21 protein-coding genes are annotated in these 22,795 nt (G+C 37.6%); 7 read left to right on the forward strand and 14 right to left on the reverse strand.

What is annotated here, in order from left to right; all coding sequences use genetic code 11:
• Positions 1 to 31 precede the first annotated feature (31 nt).
• From ACFSR8_RS08310 to ACFSR8_RS08325, 4 genes are read right to left on the reverse strand one after another with little or no spacing between them, the layout of a single operon-like run.
• Positions 32 to 643 carry a nucleotidyltransferase family protein gene (locus tag ACFSR8_RS08310; RefSeq protein ID WP_380290940.1) on the reverse strand — a complete coding sequence of 204 codons (612 nt, stop codon included), beginning with the start codon at positions 641 to 643 and terminating at the stop codon, positions 32 to 34.
• Between the two features lie 2 nt (positions 644 to 645).
• Positions 646 to 1,662: an XdhC family protein gene (locus ACFSR8_RS08315; RefSeq protein WP_380290942.1), complete on the reverse strand. Its 1,017-nt coding sequence runs from the start codon at positions 1,660 to 1,662 to the stop codon at positions 646 to 648.
• A gap of 30 nt (positions 1,663 to 1,692) precedes the next feature.
• On the reverse strand, positions 1,693 to 3,891 hold the full coding sequence (locus tag ACFSR8_RS08320) for a molybdopterin cofactor-binding domain-containing protein (protein ID WP_380290944.1): 2,199 nt from the start codon (positions 3,889 to 3,891) through the stop codon (positions 1,693 to 1,695).
• Positions 3,892 to 3,902: 11 nt separating this feature from the next.
• Positions 3,903 to 4,358, reverse strand: a complete 456-nt coding sequence (locus ACFSR8_RS08325; protein ID WP_380290946.1) for a (2Fe-2S)-binding protein — start codon at positions 4,356 to 4,358, stop codon at positions 3,903 to 3,905.
• 203 nt (positions 4,359 to 4,561) lie between these two features.
• Between ACFSR8_RS08325 and ACFSR8_RS08330 the strand changes: the two genes are divergently transcribed.
• Positions 4,562 to 6,031, forward strand: a complete 1,470-nt coding sequence (locus ACFSR8_RS08330; RefSeq protein WP_380290948.1) for an SLC13 family permease — start codon at positions 4,562 to 4,564, stop codon at positions 6,029 to 6,031.
• Between the two features lie 189 nt (positions 6,032 to 6,220).
• Here ACFSR8_RS08330 and ade read toward each other — a convergent pair whose 3' ends face one another.
• On the reverse strand, positions 6,221 to 7,840 hold the full coding sequence (gene ade / locus ACFSR8_RS08335; protein ID WP_380290950.1) for an adenine deaminase: 1,620 nt from the start codon (positions 7,838 to 7,840) through the stop codon (positions 6,221 to 6,223).
• Between the two features lie 33 nt (positions 7,841 to 7,873).
• Entirely contained in the window at positions 7,874 to 9,187 is a 1,314-nt protein-coding gene (gene tilS / locus ACFSR8_RS08340) for a tRNA lysidine(34) synthetase TilS (RefSeq protein WP_380291450.1), read from the reverse strand.
• Between the two features lie 123 nt (positions 9,188 to 9,310).
• Here tilS and ACFSR8_RS08345 point away from each other — a divergent pair, with 123 nt between their 5' ends.
• On the forward strand, positions 9,311 to 10,003 hold the full coding sequence (locus ACFSR8_RS08345; protein ID WP_380290952.1) for a hypothetical protein: 693 nt from the start codon (positions 9,311 to 9,313) through the stop codon (positions 10,001 to 10,003).
• On the opposite strand, the gene ACFSR8_RS08350 is transcribed toward ACFSR8_RS08345, so the two are convergent.
• Entirely contained in the window at positions 10,000 to 11,301 is a 1,302-nt protein-coding gene (locus ACFSR8_RS08350; RefSeq protein ID WP_380291452.1) for an anthranilate synthase component I family protein, read from the reverse strand. The genes ACFSR8_RS08345 and ACFSR8_RS08350 overlap by 4 nt on opposite strands.
• Positions 11,302 to 11,378: 77 nt before the next feature.
• Between ACFSR8_RS08350 and ACFSR8_RS08355 the strand changes: the two genes are divergently transcribed.
• Both ACFSR8_RS08355 and ACFSR8_RS08360 read left to right on the forward strand, forming a co-directional pair.
• Positions 11,379 to 12,266: an aldose 1-epimerase family protein gene (locus ACFSR8_RS08355; RefSeq protein WP_380290954.1), complete on the forward strand. Its 888-nt coding sequence runs from the start codon at positions 11,379 to 11,381 to the stop codon at positions 12,264 to 12,266.
• Positions 12,267 to 12,307: 41 nt separating this feature from the next.
• Positions 12,308 to 13,660: a DEAD/DEAH box helicase gene (locus ACFSR8_RS08360; RefSeq protein ID WP_380290956.1), complete on the forward strand. Its 1,353-nt coding sequence runs from the start codon at positions 12,308 to 12,310 to the stop codon at positions 13,658 to 13,660.
• 108 nt (positions 13,661 to 13,768) lie between these two features.
• Here ACFSR8_RS08360 and ACFSR8_RS08365 read toward each other — a convergent pair whose 3' ends face one another.
• A complete protein-coding gene (locus ACFSR8_RS08365) occupies positions 13,769 to 14,173 on the reverse strand; it encodes a MotA/TolQ/ExbB proton channel family protein (RefSeq protein ID WP_380290958.1) in 405 nt (134 codons plus the stop codon).
• Positions 14,174 to 14,183: 10 nt separating this feature from the next.
• On the reverse strand, positions 14,184 to 15,512 hold the full coding sequence (locus ACFSR8_RS08370) for a serine hydrolase domain-containing protein (RefSeq protein ID WP_380290960.1): 1,329 nt from the start codon (positions 15,510 to 15,512) through the stop codon (positions 14,184 to 14,186).
• Positions 15,513 to 15,702: 190 nt separating this feature from the next.
• Here ACFSR8_RS08370 and ACFSR8_RS08375 point away from each other — a divergent pair, with 190 nt between their 5' ends.
• Positions 15,703 to 16,755 carry a sensor histidine kinase gene (locus ACFSR8_RS08375; RefSeq protein ID WP_380290962.1) on the forward strand — a complete coding sequence of 351 codons (1,053 nt, stop codon included), beginning with the start codon at positions 15,703 to 15,705 and terminating at the stop codon, positions 16,753 to 16,755.
• 3 nt (positions 16,756 to 16,758) lie between these two features.
• The gene (locus ACFSR8_RS08380) at positions 16,759 to 17,475 is read left to right on the forward strand and encodes a LytR/AlgR family response regulator transcription factor (protein WP_380290964.1); all 717 of its coding nucleotides are present in this window, start codon (positions 16,759 to 16,761) and stop codon (positions 17,473 to 17,475) included.
• An 87-nt stretch (positions 17,476 to 17,562) separates the two neighbouring features.
• Here ACFSR8_RS08380 and ACFSR8_RS08385 read toward each other — a convergent pair whose 3' ends face one another.
• The 4 genes from ACFSR8_RS08385 to ACFSR8_RS08400 all read right to left on the reverse strand — a co-directional run bounded on the left by ACFSR8_RS08385 (position 17,563) and on the right by ACFSR8_RS08400 (position 20,009).
• Positions 17,563 to 18,264 (reverse strand): hypothetical protein, encoded by a 702-nt coding sequence (locus ACFSR8_RS08385; protein ID WP_380290966.1) that lies wholly within the window; start codon positions 18,262 to 18,264, stop codon positions 17,563 to 17,565.
• Positions 18,265 to 18,398: 134 nt separating this feature from the next.
• On the reverse strand, positions 18,399 to 19,226 hold the full coding sequence (locus ACFSR8_RS08390; RefSeq protein ID WP_380290968.1) for a mechanosensitive ion channel family protein: 828 nt from the start codon (positions 19,224 to 19,226) through the stop codon (positions 18,399 to 18,401).
• 16 nt (positions 19,227 to 19,242) lie between these two features.
• Positions 19,243 to 19,437 (reverse strand): hypothetical protein, encoded by a 195-nt coding sequence (locus ACFSR8_RS08395; protein WP_380290970.1) that lies wholly within the window; start codon positions 19,435 to 19,437, stop codon positions 19,243 to 19,245.
• Positions 19,437 to 20,009, reverse strand: coding sequence for an RNA polymerase sigma factor (locus ACFSR8_RS08400; RefSeq protein ID WP_380290972.1), 573 nt, complete (start codon positions 20,007 to 20,009; stop codon positions 19,437 to 19,439). The genes ACFSR8_RS08395 and ACFSR8_RS08400 overlap by 1 nt, the downstream gene beginning before the upstream one ends.
• Before the next feature lie 227 nt (positions 20,010 to 20,236).
• Here ACFSR8_RS08400 and ACFSR8_RS08405 point away from each other — a divergent pair, with 227 nt between their 5' ends.
• Positions 20,237 to 21,946: a tetratricopeptide repeat protein gene (locus ACFSR8_RS08405; protein ID WP_380290974.1), complete on the forward strand. Its 1,710-nt coding sequence runs from the start codon at positions 20,237 to 20,239 to the stop codon at positions 21,944 to 21,946.
• A 5-nt stretch (positions 21,947 to 21,951) separates the two neighbouring features.
• On the opposite strand, the gene ACFSR8_RS08410 is transcribed toward ACFSR8_RS08405, so the two are convergent.
• A complete protein-coding gene (locus ACFSR8_RS08410; RefSeq protein ID WP_380290976.1) occupies positions 21,952 to 22,794 on the reverse strand; it encodes a DUF4249 domain-containing protein in 843 nt (280 codons plus the stop codon).
• Position 22,795 lies beyond the last annotated feature (1 nt).

The following is a 22,795-nucleotide window of genomic DNA, read 5'->3' on the forward strand; positions in this document are numbered from 1 at the left end:
GCTCTAAATATAGCAAATAAAGAAAAGAAGATTAATTATCACTTGATTTATGAAGCATTTTATAGTCGGCTTGGGTGTCGATATCCATGTTCTTAAAATTTGGGGCAATTACCTTTACTGAATCTTTATGTTTGTTGATAATGGATTTTGCGCCATCGTCGCCAGATAGCAGCGATAATTCCGCAAAATATGCTTGGTCAAATAATGTAGGAACCCCAATTTTTTCTTTAGAATATGAAGTCGCAATGATTTCTTTTTTATTTGGATTGAATGTTTTGATGATATCATCCAAGTAATCCGAAGTTACAAAAGGCTGATCTGCTAAAACAAACAAAAGACCATCAACGTTTTCTTTTGAATTTAAAACGAAATGAGCCGCACTGGCAATTGACTTCCCAAGACCTTGTTGCCATTCATTATTTACAATAAGGGTAACTGCTTCATTATTGATTTCAGAAGTTATAGCCTCTGAATTTGCACCCAAAACCACAATGACTTCCATAGCCAGTGTATTTTTTGATGTATGAATTGCATGTTGAATCAATGATTTTTCGCACCATTTTAAAAGCTGTTTCGGGCTTCCCATTCTTGTTGAAGCACCCGCCGCCAAAATGGCAATGGCAATATGTGAAGATTGAGACAAGATTAATGCTTGGAATGAATGCTTCCAGTTGTTTTACTTAGCGATATTGGGTTTCGTTTTCTTGTTACAGCCAAAATCTCAGAAATTATTGAAATTGCAATTTCTTGAGGTGTTTCAGAACCGATATTCAAACCTGCTGGCCCATGAATAGCTTCTAAAAAGGCATCAGAAACTTCAGGGCAATACTCCATAAATTGGGATAATAAATCCTCGCGCCGTTTTGTGGGGCCCAAAAGCCCAATGTAATTTGGATTGGTGTTTTTTAATGCTACCAAATACCGTAAATCGTAAGCAAAATTATGTGTCATCAAAACCACCGTGGTTTGGTTATCGATGTTATTGACATCCAAATTCTCTGGTGTCGTAGTGATTAAAGCCTTTGATCCAGGAAAATTCTGCATCGTCTTTGCTTCTGAAACACCTGCAACAATGGTAACCTCCCACCCCGTTAAAGACGCATATTGGCATAATTGAACCGCATCATGTTCCGCACCGATAATCATCAATTTGAAACATGGCGGCATCTCTTGGCGAAATACCAATCCCTCCGAATATTTTTCACTTTTAGTTGAAAGGGGAAAATAATCCTTTTCGATTTTGACATCTGAACCAATGCCATCAAAAACCCCTGCTTCCTTTTTATATTGTGATATGACTTCAAATGCTTCTCTATCATTTAAACATCTGAAAAAAGCCTGCTCAAATCTAGTATCTGTTTGAATTTCCTCCAATAAAATATACAGAACGCCTTCACATCCCAAACGGTATCTGCCGTCATAAGTCATCATTTTGGATTGCCCCGTTTTAAAAACCGATTGTGCTTGCAACAAGACTTCCTTTTCAACACAACCGCCACTTACCGCACCAATCATAGTGTCGTCTTCCAGAATTAGCATTCGAACACCGGGCCTGCGATAGGAGGAACCGTCTAAATCTACCACCGAAGCCAAAACAGACTTTAATCCGTTTTTCTTTGCTTTAATGGCCTCCTCAATAATTTGTTTAAATTCGTGTGTCATTCAATTGTAAGTACCCCAATTATTTAGTTTTCAAGCCAAGAATTCTTGTTCATACGTGAAGGGCTGATGATAATACCTTTTACCAGTAGCCTTATATAGTGCATTGGCCAGAGCTCCCACTGCAGGAGGTAGACCCGGTTCTCCTAATCCCGTGGGTGCAATTTCATTTTCAACAAAAAACACTTCAATTGCTTCTGGTGCTTGAGAATGACGAATAAGTTGATAAAGATCGAAATTCATTTGGTTAGGTGCCCCACCACTAAAGGTGAGTCTGCCGTACATAGCATGACCGATGCCATCAATAACACCTCCTTGAATCATGTTTTTAGCCGCATCGGGGTTTACAACAATCCCACAATCGACTGCACACCATACTTTTTTAATCTTAGGTTCATTGTTTTCTAAAACAATATCAACAACTTCGGCTACATACGAAAAATGACAATAATAGGCGGCTACACCTCTATAAACTCCAGGTTCAGACTTTCCCCAGTTTGATTTTTCTTTGACCAATTTTAGTACTCCCGCATAACGTTGAGGGTCGTAATCATTCTTTTCTCCAACAGGGTTATTAATGGCACGATCAAATAATTCCAATCTAAAATCTATTGGATCCTTTCCAGCAACTTCTGCTACTTCATCTAAAAAAGCCTGTTCTGCAGCTGCTGTAAAATGTGAGCGTGGTGCTCTCCAAGCCCCAGTTGTAATATTCGTTTTACCAGAAATCTTCTTCGCTAAATAGTTATCTACAGTTCCAGCTGGAAAACGATTTGGGAAAACGGGACCCTCAGATAATCCAGCACCTTTAACCGAAAATGCAACTAAATTGTTATCTGCATCCAGTCCAGCTTTATAAGTTGACATATAGGCCGGCCTATAAGTTCCTTGACTCATATCGTCTTCCCTTGAATAAATGAGTTTTACCGGTTTACCTATTTTTTTTGAAATTGCGGCGGCTTCCATTCCATAATGAGTGTATAATCTTCTACCAAAACCACCTCCAATCCTTGTCATATTTACAGTAATATTTTCTATAGGCATTTTCAAAAGTTTTGAAACACAATTTTCCAATGCTTTTGGTGTTTGAGTCGGTCCTGTTAATTCTACAGAGTTTTCCTTTACATTAGCAAAGAAATTCATTGGCTCTAGTGTATTATGAGGTAAAAAAGGAGAGCTGTAAGTCCGCTCAATTACTTTTGTAGCATTTTTAAAAGCTACGTCCGGGTTTCCATCCTTTCTACTTTCTTTGGCTGTACCTGAAACCAATGCTTCATGTAGTTGACCTATATGCATTTTAGAATTTTCTGGAGGTGATACAACATCCCAATTGGCTCTTATGGCTTTTTTCGCCTTCATTAGCTGCCATGTTGAATTGCCTACAATAGCTATAAGATGATTAAATCCATTCTTCTTATAACCCCAGGCCGGCTCTTCTAGTGTTATATCTACTATAAATGCATCAGATACCCCATCCATGGCTTTTATTTCTTCGGCATTAAAATCTTTAACCTTCATACCAAAAGCAGGTGGATGTTGAATCATGGCCAATTGCATTCCTTCTGCTTTGAAATCCAAACCAAACAAGGGCTTTCCGGTAACAATGTTTTTACCCTCAACATTCTTTTTGCTTTTACCGATAATTTGAAAATCGTCAATAGATTTAAGTTCTACCTCTTCCGGAACTTCAATACCTACTGCCTTAGATGCGATCTCCCCGTAACCTATAGTTCTTTCTCCATTTTTCTCTGAAATTATCCCCTTGCTCACAGTTACCTCTGAAACCAAAATACCCCATTCTTTAGCGGCAGCTTCCAAAAGCATTCTTCTTGCGGTAGCACCAGCCATACGTAACGGATCCCAACCTCTCCGAATAGATTGACTTCCTCCAGCGTACTGATCTGTGTAAAACCCCGTGTTTAATGGGGCTTGCTCCACCACAACACTACTCCAATCCACATCCAATTCTTCAGCAACTATCATGGGCATAGAAGTTTTAACGTTTTGCCCAATTTCAGGATTTGGAGAATATATAGTAACTAAACCTGTGTCCCCAATTTTAATGTAACCATTTATGTCATACCACTCATTTGGAATAGCTATTTGTTCCTGGATTTTTTTATCGGAAGTACAGCCCGTAAACCAACTAAATCCAACAAGCATCCCTCCACCAGCTGCTGCAGATATCTTCAAAAATGAACGACGATTATATTGTGTTTTAATTTTTGTCATAATTCTACTTTTTAAAGTTTAGATGCTTTTTTTATAGCTTCTTTAATTCTAATATATGTACCACATCTGCAAATATTACCATACATTTCTGCACTAATTTCTTCATCTGTTGGGTTTGGGTTTCTCTCAAGCAAAGCCGCCGCCGTCATTATTTGCCCTGCTTGACAATAACCGCATTGTGCTACATCCAATTCTATCCATGCTTGCTGCACGGGATGGTCTCCATTTGCAGAAAGCCCTTCTATGGTTATAATATTCATTCCTTGTAAACTGGAAACCGGACGAGAACAGCTACGGGTAGCTATTCCGTTAACATGAACTGTACAAGCACCGCACTGAGCAATGCCACAGCCATATTTTGTTCCTACCAGGTTCAGTTTGTCCCTTAATACCCAAAGTAATGGCGTATCAGAATCGGCCTCGAAAGTATGCGATTCATTATTAATCTTTAAAGTGAATTTTGGCATAATGGTTTAATTTGGTAATAAGGTATTAAAAATTGCTATTAAAAAGGCCCTAAAATATCATTTTAACATAGGCTTATATTGTAAAAAATTACCTTACCGTTTTCTAATTTTACCCTTAACAGATTTTTAATACATTTTGTTATCCACATTTATGCTGTAAAAAAATAAACTATTTTTAAGCATTAAATTTTCAAAACGAATCCATGAAAACCTCAAAGCGTATCGGCTTGGTTTTAGGACCTCTTCTATTTATATTGATTCGGTTGTTTTTTGCTCCCGAAGGCCTATCGGACGAGGCCAATGGCGTTTTGGCTTCCACCGCTTGGATTGCCGTTTGGTGGATCACAGAAGCCATTCCAATTGCGGCTACCGCTCTGTTGCCTATTGCCCTGTTTCCTTTATCTGGTAGCTTAGACATTGGCACCACCACTGCTTCATTTGGACATAAATTTGTGTTTTTATATTTGGGCGGTTTTATTATTGCTATTGCTATTGAAAAGTGGAATTTGCACAAACGCATCGCCCTCAATATTATCAATATTATTGGCTCCAACGTTCAAAAAATCATTTTGGGGTTTATGGTAGCCACGGCATTTCTTTCGATGTGGATTTCAAATACGGCAACATCCGTGATGATGCTTCCCATTGGCATTGCCATCATTAAACAATTAAAGGACAATCCTAAAACAGACGAAGACGAAAATTTGATTTTTGGAAAAGCCCTGATGCTTGCCATTGCCTATAGTGCGTCCATTGGAGGAATTGCTACCTTAATTGGCACACCGCCCAATTTAGTTTTAGCCGGCGTGGTTTCCGAAACCTACGGTTATGAAATTACATTTTCGCAATGGTTTATTTTTGGATTTCCTATTTCGGTAATTCTTTTAGCAATTTGCTGGAAATATTTAACATCGTTTGCCTTCACTTTTAATCAAAATGAATTTCCCGGAGGCAAACAGGAAATAAAGCGACTATTGCAGTCATTAGGAAAAATGGCTTATGAGGAAAAAATAGTCGCCATAGTTTTTGCCACCACCGCCTTTTGTTGGATAACGCGTTCCTTTTTACTGAAAAAGATATTGCCCAATATGGATGACACGATCATTGCTATTGTATTTGCGCTGGTACTATTTTTAATTCCATCGAAAACGAAACACAAAAATATCATGTCCTGGAAAGATACCCGCGATTTACCTTGGGGCATTATCCTTTTATTCGGTGGCGGTATGGCATTGGCCAAGGGTTTTGAAACTAGTGGCCTCGCCCTTTGGATCGGTAATCAAATGACCACCTTGGTTGGCGTAAGCACTATTGTTTTGATTTTATTGTTGATTGCCTCGGTTAACTTTTTAACGGAAATCACCTCTAATTTAGCAACTACTGCCATGCTATTACCCGTATTAGCCCCAATGGCCTTAACTATTGATATGCATCCTTTCGTTTTAATGGTCGGTGCAGCAGTGGCAGCTTCCTGTGCATTTATGCTTCCCGTTGCCACACCGCCAAATGCCGTAGTTTTTGGTTCAGGTTATTTAAGAATTCCGGATATGGTAAGCAAGGGTATAGTGATGAATGTGATTTCGATTATCATTTTAACGCTTTTTGTTGTGTTTGTGCTTCCAGAATTATGGGGTATTGTGATTGAACAATTTCCTGAAGCGTTGAAAAAATAGAACAGAATAGCTATGAGTCAGGGAAATGTGATAGCTCTCACAATGCCTTGGGTTCAACATAACTAAAGCTTCAATAATTAATTGCAGTCATTTCGACTGAAAGGAGAAATCGCATCCCAATCTGGTTTGATGTAAGTTTTGGACTAAGCCCTCTGTGATGTCCCTCTTCAGTCGATATGACAAAAAGCATCAACATTCAACTGAGGTGAATTCAAATCTATTTCCATTGAAAAGGCCTTTATCGCTTAATTTTAATGCTGGTATTACCAACAGTGCCATAAAGGACAACGTCATGAATGGCGCGTTCAATTTGCTCCCTAATGCCTTTGCAAATGCATCCAACTCGGCATAAGCCTTCCCAATGGTTTCGGCATCCATATCGCTCATAATTCCTGCCACAGGAAGTGAAATCACTTTTTCTTCTGAATCTGAAATGGCGCAAATACCACCTTTGTTTTCGATAATGAGATTCACAGCTCTACAAATTGCTTCATCCGAAACGCCAACAGCAATAATGTTATGGGAATCGTGACCGACGGAGGAAGCAATAGCCCCTTCCTTTAGCCCAAAGTTTTTTATGAATGCTATTGCCAGTTTTTGATCCTGATAACGATTGACGACCACAATTTTCAGAACATCATTTTCAATATCGGAAATCAAATTTCCTTTGGAAATCAAAGCATCTTGATAAATTTCGTTAGTAACCAACTGCCCTTCCAACGCTTCGATGACACGGATTTTTTTGGTGGAAGATTCCAATCCAAAATCTGAAACCGTTTTCTTTTTACAGTTAAAATTGTTTAGGGTTTCAAAAGAAGCTTTAGGAATTAACGATATGCCCTTATCAAAAACCAAAGTTCCATTTATGTACGTTTGAAGTGTTTTGAATTCTTTTAAATCCTCAACAATTATAAAATCTGCCACATCCCCAACTTGCAACAATCCAACATCCAATTTATAATGTTTAACTGGATTGATGCACGCCACTTGCAACACTTTAAACACATCCATCCCTTTTGAAACCGCCCTTTCGCACAATTGATTGATATGCCCCTCTAGTAAATCGTCAGGATGCTTATCATCGCTACAAAACATCATGTTTTCAAAATGCTCTGGTAGCAAATCGATTAAGGCTTCAAAATTTTTGGCTGCACTCCCCTCCCGAATCAAAATCTTCATCCCCTTTTGAAGCTTTTCAAGCGCTTCATCATAAGCAAAGCATTCATGGTCAGTAGAAATCCCTGTATTGATATATTTTGTGATATCCTCGCCTTTCACACCGGGGGCATGGCCATCAATTGGCTTCCCAAAATGTTTGGCCCAGGCGATTTTTTTCATTACCTCATCATCATCAAATAAGACTCCGGGATAGTTCATCATTTCTGCCAAATACTTGATATCAGGGTCTTGAAGCAATTGTTTAATCCCTTCGGAATCAATACTGGCTCCCGCCGATTCATAATTAGTAGCAGGCACGCAGGACGGCGCACCAAAGTTAAATTTGAACGGCACTTGTTTTCCATTGTCTATCATAAACTGCACCCCTTTTATGCCGAGTACATTAGCAATTTCATGTGGGTCGGAAGCGGTGGCTACTGTGCCATGTTTCACCGCAATTCTCGCAAATTCCGATGGTACCAACATGGAGCTCTCAATGTGGATGTGGGCATCGATAAAACCAGGGAGAATATAATGGTTGGCATCGTGCTCTTTTTCAACAATAGAAACGATTATACCATCTTCAAAAGTGATTTCACCTTTGAAGATGCGATTGTTTTGGATGTCAACTATGTGGCCTTGTAATTTCATTTTTAAGATGCTTCGACTGCGCTCAGCATGACATTACTTCTTTAAAGTGATTTTAAGAATATGCTTTGTATTATTTGACACTTTAAACCGCTCGTCCGCTCGATAATTTACCACCCAAACGATCTCGTCTCCCGAGCACAATAACCAGGTGTTCTCCTTATCCAAAAGCGAAAATTTTTCATCCTTAAAATATTTGCTCAATTTTTTTTTGCCTTTCATTCCTATCGGATAAAATATATCGCCTTGCTGTTTTTTTCTGAGCTTTAACGGGTATTCCAGCTTGTCTTTATCAACATAAATAGTATTGGATTCATGCTTTAAAATAGCATCAGCTTCATCGAAAAATAAAATACCAATAGGTGTTTCTTTTTTTCTTTCTTCTTCTGAAATTATAATATCCTCATGATCTTCAGATTGGATCGCACTTAGCAATAAGTACTCGCGGTTTTTTATCAATCGATGGGTATTTGAAAACACTTGCTTTCCAGTTTCAGCATCTAATAAATTCAACACATCATTCCATTCAGTAAAACCAAATTCTTTTAGTGATTCAAATAAATACGGCTTAGGGTTTGCCAAATTTTTAAATTCAGCAATTTTAAATCTCACTTGGTTATCGCTTATGTTTTCGATGGCTTTATTTAAAAAAACATCTATGCTTTCTTTTATTATTGCTGAGGAATCATTTAAATTACCTAAAGTAGTTTGAAAACTCTGCAACAAACTTGGGTTGATCTCCTTTAAAATTGGTACCACTTCATGGCGCAATTTATTTCGAAGGTATTTTACTGAAGCGTTACTACAATCCTCTCGCCACTTGATGTTATTCTCTTTGGCATACTTTAAAATAGCTTCACTTGAAAAAGGTAACAACGGACGCACAAATTTGTTATTTACTTCAGGGATTCCTGTTAAGCCCTCAAGTCCCGTACCTCGGGTAAAATTGATTAAAAATGTTTCTAGGTTATCATCGGCATGATGAGCCGTCAAAATATAATCGAACTGCATTTGTTCGGCCAATTCCGTAAACCATTGATACCGCAACTCGCGCGCCGCCATTTGAATGGACCGTTTATTATCTTCAGCATATGCCTGAGTATCAAATCGCTGTACAAACACCTCTAAATCGAAATCTTCGCCCAACTCTAAAACAAAGTCTTCATCGGCATCGCTGTCCTTTCCACGTAAATTGAAATTGCAATGGGCCAAGGCAATATTTAAATTCGATTTGTGGCATAAATGAGTTAAAACTACGCTGTCCACACCTCCGGAAATAGCGACCAAAATCTTAGCTTCCTTTAGAAAATTCAATTGAGACTTTATGTGCTTCTTAAACCGTTCCAGCATAGCTTCAAATATACGACTTTGCATAGGATATAAGTATTATAAATCGATTTTCATATGACAAAAATCATACGCTCGTTTTGGTGCTTTCGTACCTTTAAACAGGCAATTAAAAACATTGAAATTATGTGCACAATAGACCAATTAAACGATAGATCCACTAAAATTGAATTCGACAAAAAAGTGGTTTCGGTTACCCATCATTTACAGGCTTATGTGAAACACCGGTTGTATGTTGCTGAATCGACCAAAATTGTTCCTAGGAACATGTACAGATCCAACGATATCATAGATGAAGGCATTGCAAAATTTTATGAAAAAGGCTATAATATTGATGCAGAAACACCTGAAATAAAAATTGAACTTTTTAAAATCGTAGATGCCGATTTGGATGAACTGTTTCAGAAGGAAGCTTTTCACCAAAATACGATGAGCACTACTGGTATTTTGGAAGACGAGTTGGACGGTTTGGATGAGCAATTTACTGTTGATGAGGATTTTGATTTCGTGATGCACGAAGAACTTAGTGATATTTCCTATCATCAGAACGACAGGGAAAAACATGTTTTTGTTTATGATGATAATAATGTACAAATTCAAAATGCGTTCGATATCTCTGATATTTCCACTAGGCGCACCAAACATCTTTTGGGAAAATTCTATACTTGGCTTCCATTGAGGGTGTCGGATATCGTAGATTTATTTGTATTCGGAAAATTGAGTTTTGAGGAGATCTCTAAAATCAAAAATATAGAAATAAAGCGGGTAGAACGTATTTTAGAACTGGCGATAGAAGACTTTAAGGAGCACCTAAATTAGTTTTCCAAAACCTCACGCATCGCTTTAGCTTTAATCAGGCACTCTTCGTATTCTTTCAATGGATCACTTTTCGCGGTAATGGCTCCTCCAACGGAATACGAAATGTATTCTTTTGATTCATTATAAAGAATGCTACGAATTACCACATTAAAATCAAAATTGCCTTCAGGATCAAAATAACCAATAGCCCCTGAATACAAGCCACGCTTGGTCTCCTCTAGGGATTCGATAATTTTCATGGCCGAAATTTTTGGTGCTCCAGTCATACTACCCATGGGGAAGGTACTTTTGATAACATCAACCGGATGCGTTTTGCTATGCACTTTCGAGGTTACCGTGGATATCATCTGGTGAACCTGGTCAAAAGTGTAAACCTTGCATAATTCTTCGACTTTTACTGTTCCCTTTAATGCTGTTTTTGAAAGGTCGTTGCGCACCAAATCGGTAATCATAATATTCTCGCTTTGCTCTTTTTCATCCATTTGCAAAGCGGTCCTTAATTGCAAATCTTCCTCTGGATTTTCGGCACGTTTTGCAGTACCTTTTATCGGTTGAGAAATGATGGTATCATTTTCTCTTTTAATATATCGTTCAGGCGAAGCGCATAATGCATATTTATCATAAACCTTAACGAAGGAAGCAAAGGGCGGATTAGAAATGGTATTCAAATGTTGATAGGTTTCTAAAGGATAGATGCAGGTATCTTCAGCATAAAATTCTTGACAAAAATTGACCTCGTAAATATCACCACGGTGGATGTGTTCGAGTATTCTATTCACTTTGTTGAAATACTCATCCTTGTGGATTTTGAGTTTGATTTTTATATCACTACAGAGATTGCCACGTCGTGCCTCCTCGCAATGACAAATGGCTTCGAAATCACCATTAAGCTCATCATCTACTCCTTTTAAATATTGAATTTCAAGCTGATTGCCTTTTAGAAGAAATAATTTTTTAGGTTGAAAAAAATACAAATCCGGGAAACCTAAACTATCGTCGTTTTTTGAAACTAAGTCCTCCACATCATTTTTTAAATCATAGGTAAGATACCCGAAAAGCCAATCCATAGTGGTGCTTTGATACTCCTTTAGCTTTTCAAAACCATCCGAAAAATCGGTTTGAATACTTGTAAAAGCATCCACCGCCAAAATAGCATCGTAGCTTCCATAGTTTTGGGCCATGTTCCTCCCGGAATTGGAATCCAGCCAAACCACATCATCAAATTGCTGTGCCCAGACCAGCAGTCGATTTTTAAAGTTTTCGATATCCTCAATATGATGAATACGGGTTGTTCTCAATTCCGAAAATAAAAAGGCAAAGGTACTTAGAATACTCAAATATTTAAGATTTTTGTATTTTGCTTCAAACGAAAAGGATGCACACTTTAAAGAACGACTTACTAACAATTGCCGTGAAGGAGTGCGGGGCAGAGCTTTGCGACATATCTTCTGCAAAACACAGTACCAAATTTATGTGGAATGCAGACCCCGCAGTTTGGGGAAGCTATGCGCCCAATCTGTTTCCTATTGTTGGTAGACTAAAGGACAATACCTATCTATTTGAGGGCAAAACGTATCAACTGCCACGACATGGTTTTTTTAGGCATAGCGAAGCGGTTAAACTATTGGAACAAACTGAAAATAGTTTGACCTTTGGATTGACCTATAACGACGATACCCTAAAAGTTTATCCGTTTAAGTTTGAATTTCAGATTACATTCACATTGAAGGACAATACCGTTAAGTTATTACATACCATCAAAAATTTAGATGACAAACCCCTTTACTTCTCCTTGGGCGGGCATCCCGCCTTTAAATGTCTCGTTTTTCAAAATGAAGATTATGAGGATTATTATTTAGAGTTTGAACATTCCGAAACCTCAAAAATACATCTTTTGAACAGTGCCGGACTGTTTTCATCGGAAACCAGACCGATGCTGGAAAACACCAAGAAATTACCTTTAACCCACAACTTGTTTAATGACGATGCCCTGATTTTTAAGGATTTGAAATCTAAAAAAGTGGCTTTAAAGAGTCAAAATCAAGGCGAAATATTATCGGTGAGCTATCACGATTTTGATTATTTGGGGATATGGGCAAAACCCAATGGGGATTATGTTTGCATTGAACCTTGGCTGGGCATTGCCGATTCAGAAAACACCGATCAAAACTTTACCACCAAGGAAGGCATCCTTCAATTGAACGCGGATGATACTTTTGGGGCTACGTACCATATCGAAATTAATGAAGCCCTTTTGGTCTAACCCGTTTATTACCCTTAACTTTGTTGGCTAAACAGTTTGATTTGAACTTTCAAGACCTCAATCTAAACACACCGCTTTACAACGCCTTGGATGATTTGGGCTTTGCCAAACCTACCCCTATTCAGGCAGAAGCCTTTAATGTTGTAGCCTCGGGCAGGGATGTCGTGGGCATTGCTCAAACGGGCACGGGTAAAACTTTCGCCTACATGTTGCCTATTTTGAGGCACCTAAAATATTCAACCCAGCATAATCCAAGGGTTTTGGTTTTGGTTCCGACACGGGAATTGGTGGTGCAAGTAGTTGAGGAAATTCAAAAACTTTCAAAATATATTAATAACCGTGTTTTAGGGGTGTACGGTGGCACAAATATCAATACCCAAAAACAGGCAGTTGCCCAAGGTTTGGATATTATTGTGGCTACTCCTGGACGATTGTATGACCTGGCCGTAAGTCGAGTTTTACAGTTGAAATCCATTCAAAAATTGGTGATTGACGAGGTGGATGTGATGCTGGATCTGGGGTTTCGGCATCAGTTGGTCAATATTTTTGACATCCTGCCCGAACGCAGACAAAACATCATGTTTTCGGCTACAATGACCCAAGACGTAGATACCTTAATTTCTGATTTTTTTAAAAGCCCTATTCGCATTTCCATTGCAGTTTCTGGAACACCCTTGGAAAATATTTCCCAACATCGCTACAAAGTGCCCAACTTTTATACTAAGATGAATTTGCTGGTTCATTTGTTAAATAATGAAGATGAATTCAACAAAGTGTTGATTTTTGTAGCTTATAAAAGGATGGCGGATCGCTTATTTGAAAAACTGGAGACACATTTTAAGAACGACATCTGTGTGATTCATTCCAATAAAACACAAAATTACCGCTTGCGAAGCATTGAAGCTTTTGGTTCAGGTGAGCATCGTATTTTAATTGCTACGGATGTGATGGCGAGAGGTTTGGATATCGGTAACATTTCGCATGTCATCAATTTTGACACACCGGAGTACCCTGAAAATTACATGCACCGTATTGGAAGAACCGGCCGAGCCGAACGTAAAGGTGAAGCATTGGTATTCTCTACTGAAAAAGAACAGGAAGCGATTGAGAAGATTGAGGGGTTGATGCAAATGGAAATTTCAGTTTTGGAAATACCAGAAGCCGTTGAAATTTCCACCGAATTAATCGACGAAGAACGTCCACAACTCAAAGAGCGCAACAACCCAACAAAACGACGGGACGAAGAAGCCCCCGGTCCTGCCTTCCATGAAAAGAAGGACAAAAACAAGAAGGTGAATCTTGGGGGTTCCTATCGTCGGGAAATAGCTAAAAAATATAAAAAGCCAAAAACCCGAGGAGATAAAAATGCTAATCGGAAACGGAAAAGGAAGTAGCCTTTGTTGAATTCCGAATGGAAAAGAGCTTCAAGTTAAGGCGCTTTCATTTTTTTGACTTCAATCGAAATTTGTTGTTATCCATCCTTGCACCAATAAATTAAAGCATCACCCCTTTTGCAAACTCTTTAATATGATAATCCCAATTCTTGGAAGAACAAAGGTAATGCAACCAAAGAGGGATGTTAAAAATGCTACCTTAAGTCCACCTGCCATCATCTGTTGACTTATATTGCCCAAAGCCTCTATAGCATCAAAAGCTTCAATCATGCCAATTATGGATCCCATAAATCCCAATACTAAGCCAAGTAAGCTAGCATCTGAAGCCAAAAGTGTCATTTTTTTAGACCTATTGATGTTCTTTTTTAAGTTTAGGAATCCCAAACACAGAAAGAACAGTGCCAGTAATAAGCTAATTAAAATCAGAAACATAAAGAAGGGACCGCCTTCTTGGAATCGTTTTGACAACTCTGAGGACAAACTTTGAACTAATGGTGAAATAGTATTAATCATACTTATACATTTATTGTTTTTTTGTGAAAACCTTGGGAGCCGAAGTTTGATCATTGAAGAGCACCGTATTATTTTCTAGATCAAACTTTAAAGTCACTCCCATTGATTCAAATGAAAATTCATCCTTCTTTGTTGCAACCAAGTTATTCAACTGTTCAGCATTCGGCCCTGCTCGTAAAGTTTTTCCTTTAGCCACAAAAAATAAATCGAAAGGAAATTCACTATTTTCATAAATACCTTCGTAGCGTTTTACCTCTTCTTCTGACAATTCAATTCTATTAAAATTGGGCATTTGAAAAGTCTTACCTTCGGAAGCATCTAAAGCATGAAAAACCATAGCTTGAGTAGCATATTTAGTGGCATTCGAGGTGACTGCTACCGCAGTCTTAGTCTCAGGAGCATAAAGTAAAAAGGCCTGAAAACCATCAATAGCCCCTCCATGTCCATAAATGGTCTGTTCTCCTTTTTTCATGAACATTATACCACTACAATAAGGATCTTTAGACAATCCTGTCATAGCCTCAAAACTATTTGGGCTTATTAATTCATCATTAAAAAGTGCATTTATAAAAATTACCATATCGGTTGTATTGGAAACAATGGCTCCTGCTCCTGCTGGATTACTTATATGTGTTTCCCTTGCCTGTTTTAGTTTTCCCTTTTTAATATAATAAGACTGACATTCTCCACTTTCAATATCTATCGCGCCTCCATAATAAGTGTTTTCTAAATTTAACTTATCCGCTATTTTATCTTTTAGAATATCCCCATATAATTTACCTTCAATGCTTTCAAGAATATATCCCAAAAGTATATAATTAGTATTGCTATAAGCATTTTTTTCACCTGATTCAAAATTCACTTTATGACTTTTTATTCTATCTAACATTTTTTCTTGTGATGATGGCCTAACCATCCATTCATGAAAATCAGGCTCTTCTGCTACATTAAACAACCCACTGCTATGATTTAGAAGATTCGCTATTGATATTTTAGAAGCATTTGGAATTTCAGGATAAAATTTAGACAACTTATCATTTAAAAATAATTTATTTTCATCAATCAATTGAAAAATCATGGTTGCCGTAAAAATTTTTGTAACAGACCCTATTCTATACTTTGATGTTTCGGTAGCTTCTTTTTGCCCATTTTCAGTTTTAAACTGAAAACCTATAGCATTTGTATACTCCATTTTTCCGTTTTCCATTACTGCAATACTTCCCATAGTCTTATTTTTAGATTCTAATATGCTAAAAAGAGAATCTAACTGGTTATACTTTTCTTGTTGAGAAAAGCATGCCGTACTCAAAACAAGCAAAAGGATTAAGAATTTTTTCATTTGTTTATATTTTATGTTAGATGTGAAACAAACTTAGCACACATGCTAACTTTAAAAACAGAAATGCGATAGATTACAGATTTAAGGCACTAAATAGCCTAATGCAGAAACCCGTTCTAAACCCGTTACTCGTCTACAAAAATGATAGTGACTTAACAAAATATGGTATTATTGTAGCTTCATATAAGTCATGAAACACGTTAAACTCGCTTTAAAAAAAATAGCTCAGATTGTTTTGCACATACTTTTTTGGTCTGGTGTGCTCCTGTTCTATACCTATTTTTTTGGGTTTGACAGTGAGGACTTCAGCTATATCCTCTCCTTTTCACTTTTTTTAATGCCCATAACTATTGCTACCACATACGTGTCGATATACAAATTAATTCCCGATTATCTTTTCACTAAACAATATATTCGCTTTGCATTTTACAGTTTCAGTACATTCATAATTTCTGCTTATCTCATTGTTATTTCAGTTATTTATGGGTTAGTATACCTATCAAATTTTGAGTCTTCAGAGATGGCTCCAATAAGCCGTAGTTTGCTTTTTGTGGCCATAGCAGTTTATATGGTCGTTATTATTGCCAGTGGCTATAAACTTCTGAAACTGAACATAAAGCACTCACAAACAACCAGTAAACTGGAAAAGAAGATTTTAGAGGCCCAACTAAAACTCAAAGAACAGGAATTGAACTATTTAAAGATGCAAATCCATCCTCATTTCCTGTTCAATACGTTGAACACCATGTATGGTTTCGCACTAAAAAAGGCCAACGAAACCCCAGAAATGATTCTGAAACTTTCTAACTTGTTAGATTATTTATTGTACAAAGTGGATAAACCTTTTGTATTGTTAACCGAAGACATAGAGCATATTAAGGACTACATTGAGCTGGAAAAAATGCGGTTCAATAAAACCTTGAATATTAATTTTACGACGAACAATATTTCTGAAGACATCAAAATAGCGCCTATGCTACTCCTCCCTTTTATTGAAAATAGTTTTAAGCACGGCGCCATTAAAAATGGAACCCTTGATATCACTTCTAATATTAATTGCAAAAATGGAGCTATTCATTTTTGCATCGAAAACACAACTTCTGAAGAGGAAATAGTAAAAAAAGGTATTGGATTGACCAACATTAAAAAACGCTTAGACTTGCTATATAAAGATAATTACGACCTAAAAATTGTTCACAAAAATGGTATTTTTAAGGTGAATCTCATACTTCAAAACATCTAATATTTGAGACAAAATAAAAACATATCGTGTTTAATTATTGATGACGAAGCCATTGCACAAGAAATCATTGCTTCGCACCTTTCTAAAATTCCCAACATAAAAACGGTTGAAAGTTGCAACAATGCTATTGAAGGTTTTAGCTACTTAAGGGACAACCCTGTGGATTTGGTTTTCTTGGACATCAATATGCCTGAAATATCAGGGATTTCCTTTGCCAAATCCATAAGTAAAGACATTAAAATAATTTTTACTACAGCCTATAGGGATTACGCTGTGGAGGGTTTTGAACTTCAGGCTGTTGATTATCTTTTAAAACCCATATCCTTTGAAAGGTTATTGAAAGCAGTGAACAATTATTTTGACATTTACAGTGAGTCCAATTCAGATGTTTCTCAGGAATCAAATATGAATGATTTTATGTTCGTAAGGGCGGACAGACGAATGATAAAGGTGGATTTTGATGATATTATTTATGTTGAAAGTTACAGTGATTATATCAAGATTCATTTGGCCAAAGAAACCATCGTTACCCGAGAGACCATAAGTACCATGGAAGCCAAATTACCAAATAAAGCTTTTTTGAGAATCCACCGTTCTTATATCATTGCCCTGAAACATATTTCGTCATTTACCCACGAAGAAATCACGATACACAAAACGGCATTAACCATTAGCCGAAGCTATAAAAAACATGTTCTGCAAGTTCTGGAAAAATTTTAAAATTAGTCATTAGAGGTCGGATAGGTTTAGGAAACCTATTTTGGTCTTCAAACTCGAATAACTCCTTGCGCATCAATACGATTAATCCTAGTTAAAAAATCCACTCTTTTCCTTTAAAACCTCAGGTGCCCAAACTTTAATATCATCAAATTTCCCTGTGTCATCAAAAGAGCCAAAACCTAAATAACCTGATTTAAAATGAGTGTCATTAGCTATCATGATGGGTACACTCATATCATCAAAATAAACTTCAATGATTCCCTGTTTTACTTTTCTAACTACTCTGGCCGTATGCCACGAATCTTGCGTTCCCCATGATGTACCCTCTGTGCGTTCAAGAGCAATGCTTTTTCTGGGTTCATCATTTACTATAAAAATAGAATTGGCATAGGCATCCGCCTTTGTAGCAATGTGCGTGTAATAAAAATTAGATGCATTATTTAGCCCAAAAAACAAACACATGTCCCGATGCCCATACTCTCGCCCATTTTGATTTAGTTTGATTTCAAAAATAAAATCACCAACCAATACTTTCTTTATAACAGCAATATTAAAGGGCGACCTCACTTCCGGTTGATAGCTACTTTTACCAAAAAGTTCTACACATTCCCCAAAATCTCCTTTTGAAATGCGCCACACGCTATCATCTGTCATTTCAAGATCAGAAACGGCCTGTGGTTGATCAAAATTCTGAGCATAAACCAATTTGTAATTATCTGGAATATCAGCCTGGGATTGTACCCCTATACCTACGCCTAATGTGAAAATATAAAAGAAAAACGACCTCATGGAAACATATTTAGAATCTCGAAATTATCATAAAAAAAATCCCTTTCCAAATTATTGGAAAGGGATGATAAGATGTAGAGAGCCGTTTCGGCACCCAGAAAAGTAACCAACCAAATTTTAACCCTAACTTAAAGTTAATCCTGAATACTTACTTGACTCTCTACAATATCTTTAATGGGCACGACTAATTTGCCCTGTCTTGTTTTTAAGGTGACGCTTATTCCATCGATGGATTCCACTTCACCTTTTATATCATTGAACTCTATTTTTTGACCGATTTCATAAGTTTTCCGGGCATAAAAGGTTTTTAGCAAATCAGCTACCACTTTTTGCGCCCCAAAACCAAAGGCCAATGCAAAGGCCAATAAAAAGGCCGCCAAAATCATGGTAATGTTGCTCGTGATGATTTCAGTATCCACACCCGCTTGGTTAAGCGCAGTTATGGACACAAAAGTCAATATGATAAAGAACACCACTTGGCTGATGATTTTTGCCCCCGATAAATCCATGGATTCAAAAAATGAACGGATGCCTTTTTTTATCAAATTCGCTAATATCAGACCGACCGTAAAAATCACAAGGGCTGTGAACAACTGCGGTAAATACCCAAGTAGTTCACTTATTCTTTCAGAAATCATGGTAAGATCCATAACGTCCAAGGCCATAATCAGCAACATGATATACATGACCCATTTCACAAATTTTGAGACAATTTTTACCGTATCAAACTGTAATTTTTTGCCTTCGACAATTTCTATTTCGTTTATCTTATCGTCCAGTTTATCGGCTTTCGCCAGTTTTAGTGCCTTTTTAACAATGCGAACGATAAACTTTGTTAAAAGCCAGCCCACAAATAGTAATACAAAGACTGCCAAAAGATTTAGCAATACCTGAGCCACATCGGGCCACAAGGTGGTCAATGATTCTAAGGCTTTATCTTTCCATGATGTAATTTTATCCATGATGTTTAAAAAAAATTTAAGTTAGGTTTTGGTTATTTTTTTTATTCCTGTTTTTTACAACAGTTTCAATAATATCACCGATATTATATGAGAACAATGCGGCAAGCTCCATGATCAACTTAGCCATAGCAATATCGCTCATTACCTTGGACTTCAGTTCTGGCGGAACTTCCTTGATGGGTTGGTTTATATGTTTAAATGGATTCTCCATTAATTAAAGCTCTCGTTATATACTGTTACTAGCTTATCCTTTGCGCGTTTAATTCTCATTTTAACGGCACTTTCTCCAATACCTAAAACACTTTCAATTTCCTTTATTGTAAGGAAATCTTGGTATTTCAACAACAAAATCATTTTCTCTTCTGGAGAAATCAGTTCCAAAGCGACTTTCAATTGATCCACCCTCATATCCACAAAACTATTGTCATCTTCCTCTTCTGAAAGGTTTTCGATGTCCTTGTAGTCCACCGACTGCTTTTCAAACTTTTTAGCTGTATTTCGGGTAACGTAATTTACACAATGATTATACGTAAACGCATATAACCATGTTGAAAATTTAGATTTCCCTTTAAAACTGGCCAGCTTGACAAAGAGCTTCAAAAATACGTCTTGGGTCAAATCCTTGGCCTCGTCGGCATCCTTTGCAAACCCATAACATTTATTGTAAACCAACGAGGCATATCTATCATACAACACCTCGAAAAGCAATGTGTCATTCGTCTGTACAATTGCCTTTACCAGATCCTCGTCCGATTGTTTATTAATGTCGTTTAGGGTTTCCAATTATAGCGTTTCGCTAGTTGATTAGTTTTAAGACACAGTGGTTTTGAAAAAGTCACTTCCAAACTGCAAAAAAAGTAAAATTATATGATTATGTAATAAAAAACTGCTAATATGATACGCATTCCATACTCAAATTTCAGCTTTTACATTTTTATCATAAGTGCAGAATCCTAAAATTTTAGTAACTTACAACTCATTAAAAGCTTAACAATCAAATCCTTACACAAGTGAAACATCTAACCTTAGTTTTAGCCACACTAATTCTAATTTGTTCATGTAAAAAGAACAAAGAAAACCAAGAAATTACTGAACCGAAAACAACCATCAGTTCCAGATACGCATGCGTGCCTCAAATTACGGATGCTGAATGGTATAAGGGGAACAATGTTGCTCCTTTATTGGATGGGTATGATGTGATTGACTACCCTATTAGTACAAAAAACAATTTGGTACAGCAATATTTTAATCAAGGTATGGCTTTGGCCTATGCCTTTAACCATGCCGAAGCGGCACGATCGTTTTATTACGCCTCAAAATTGGATCCAGAGTGCGCTATGGCCCAATGGGGTTTTGCATATGTTTTGGGGCCAAATTACAACGCGGGCATGGAACCCGATAATTATGAACGCGCTTATGAGGCGATTCAAAAAGCAAAAGCCCTTTCATCCAACGCAACGGAAAAAGAAAAAGCATTTATTGAAGCCATGGCGTTGCGCTATGCCCCCGAAGCTCCTGAGGACAGAAGCCAATTGGATATTGATTATTCCATGGCCATGAAAAAACTATTCGAAAAATATCCCAATGATACCGAAATCAGTTCGTTATATGCCGAATCCATTATGAATTTGCACCCATGGGATTTGTATGATGAAATAGGCAAACCAAAACCTTGGACCCCAGAAATCGTAACCCTTTTAGAAAAACTGATAGCACAAAATCCGGGGCATCCAGGGGCTCATCATTTTTATATCCATGCTGTTGAAGCGTCAAATACGCCTGAGCGCTCTTACCCATCTGCAAAGGCTTTTGATGATGGTTTAGTTTCTGGGTCTGGACATCTTTTGCACATGCCCTCCCATACCTATATTCGAACTGGGGACTACCACAAAGGTACGCTATCCAATATCGCGGCCGTAAAAGCAGATAGTGCTTATGTTACAACCTGTCACGCCCAAGGCGCCTACCCTTTAGCTTATTATCCCCATAATTATCATTTTATGGCTGCTACGGCAACATTGGAGGGCAATAGCCATTGGGCCATGATTGGAGCCAATAAAGTATCAGAACATGTGCACCCCGAAATTATGGCAGCACCTGGTTGGGGCACCTTGCAACATTACTATACTATTCCGTATTACGTAGCCGTGAAATTCGAAAAATGGGATGACATTCTAAATATGAAGTTGGAAACATACAACCTTAAATACCCCAAGGCTATTCGACATTATGCAGAAGGCATGGCCTATTTAGGGAAGGGTGAAATTGAAAGGGCAAAATTAGAGCTTTCGGCTTTGGGAACTTTGGCCAAAGATGAATCCATCAGTGAAATAACGGTTTGGGACATTAATTCTGTATATGAGTTAGTGCAAATAGCCGAAAAGGTTTTAACGGCTGAAATTCTCGCACACGAAAAAGATTATAAGGCCAGCATTGTTTTATTAAAAAAGGCAGTGGCAATGGAGGATGCCTTAAATTACAACGAACCACCAGATTGGTTTTTCTCCATCCGACACCACCTAGGAAAAGTTTTAATGCTGAATGGGCAACACCGATTGGCTATTGAAACCTATCTTGAGGATTTGAAGCGGTTACCGAAAAACGGTTGGGCATACCACGGTATTAAAATGGCGTATGAAAACTTGAAGGATGGAACCAACACTGCGAAATATCAAAAACTATTTGATGAAAGCTGGCAACATGCTGATTTTAAGCTCTAACTTATTTATTGAAACGTATAGCTGGCATACACCACTTGTACCAATCTGAAATACCCAAAAGCATAATTATCGGGGTTTGTGGTATTAATCACATTCCCTTTTAAACGAGCAGGAACGGTACCAAAGGGATTTTCGGCGTTTTCATACTGGTCAATCAGCAAATCAATGTAGTTGAAATATTGTTTAGATACTCCATAAAAACTAATGAACGCGGTATCCCCGGGTTCAAATTCTTCTTCTCCCGAGTCCTCATCGTCCTCTTTTTCAAAAAAGACCTTCATTCTATTACCATCGGTAAATTCATCAGGAATCGCTAATAATTCGGGAAGCAAATCTCCTTGCTCCTCAAATCGAAACAAATAGAAATTTTCTTCATTTGGCGGGTCATTAAAATAGATATCTACTTCCAATGCATCTCCATCAAATCCGCCTTCCCTCGCTTGGCTTACTTCATCAATATCTACCACTGGTGTCATGGTCTCCTGTGCCGTATAGGTTTCGCCATTATGAATAATCTCAAGCGTGTAGGACTGATTCAATTGTGGCACAAATTCAAATGTGCTATAGATTCCATCACCTTGATGGGATAAAATAAATTCCTGATTGGAAGTGTCATTGGTAATCTTGACACTAGCGTCGGTAACGGCTGTATCAGTCAAATTCTCGAAAAAAGGAGTAGACATACTTAGTTTTACAGTTTGAACGGCCCCTGAGGTACTTTTCTCCCAATCTATAGAAGCTTCCACCACCAATCTTGGCGGTGCTTCAGGTACATCCACATCAATCACATCCGTACATGCGGTAAATAGAAAACTAGCAACGATATATTTTAAAATGTGATGCTTCATA

Origin of the sequence: Hyunsoonleella rubra, assembly GCF_042684665.1 — a bacterium.
GTDB lineage: Bacteria > Bacteroidota > Bacteroidia > Flavobacteriales > Flavobacteriaceae > Jejuia > Jejuia rubra.

Coding starts and splice junctions, on each gene's coding strand:
- ade (WP_380290950.1), bottom strand. CDS start 7,840: ATGAAATTACAAGGCCACATAGTTGACATCCAAAACAATCGCATCTTC.
- ACFSR8_RS08315 (WP_380290942.1), bottom strand. CDS start 1,662: ATGACACACGAATTTAAACAAATTATTGAGGAGGCCATTAAAGCAAAG.
- ACFSR8_RS08385 (WP_380290966.1), bottom strand. CDS start 18,264: ATGAGGTCGTTTTTCTTTTATATTTTCACATTAGGCGTAGGTATAGGG.
- ACFSR8_RS08320 (WP_380290944.1), bottom strand. CDS start 3,891: ATGACAAAAATTAAAACACAATATAATCGTCGTTCATTTTTGAAGATA.
- ACFSR8_RS08410 (WP_380290976.1), bottom strand. CDS start 22,794: ATGAAGCATCACATTTTAAAATATATCGTTGCTAGTTTTCTATTTACC.
- ACFSR8_RS08395 (WP_380290970.1), bottom strand. CDS start 19,437: ATGGAGAATCCATTTAAACATATAAACCAACCCATCAAGGAAGTTCCG.
- ACFSR8_RS08345 (WP_380290952.1), top strand. CDS start 9,311: ATGTGCACAATAGACCAATTAAACGATAGATCCACTAAAATTGAATTC.
- ACFSR8_RS08325 (WP_380290946.1), bottom strand. CDS start 4,358: ATGCCAAAATTCACTTTAAAGATTAATAATGAATCGCATACTTTCGAG.
- ACFSR8_RS08355 (WP_380290954.1), top strand. CDS start 11,379: ATGCACACTTTAAAGAACGACTTACTAACAATTGCCGTGAAGGAGTGC.
- ACFSR8_RS08365 (WP_380290958.1), bottom strand. CDS start 14,173: ATGATTAATACTATTTCACCATTAGTTCAAAGTTTGTCCTCAGAGTTG.
- ACFSR8_RS08370 (WP_380290960.1), bottom strand. CDS start 15,512: ATGAAAAAATTCTTAATCCTTTTGCTTGTTTTGAGTACGGCATGCTTT.
- ACFSR8_RS08390 (WP_380290968.1), bottom strand. CDS start 19,226: ATGGATAAAATTACATCATGGAAAGATAAAGCCTTAGAATCATTGACC.
- ACFSR8_RS08330 (WP_380290948.1), top strand. CDS start 4,562: ATGAAAACCTCAAAGCGTATCGGCTTGGTTTTAGGACCTCTTCTATTT.
- tilS (WP_380291450.1), bottom strand. CDS start 9,187: ATGCTGGAACGGTTTAAGAAGCACATAAAGTCTCAATTGAATTTTCTA.
- ACFSR8_RS08375 (WP_380290962.1), top strand. CDS start 15,703: ATGAAACACGTTAAACTCGCTTTAAAAAAAATAGCTCAGATTGTTTTG.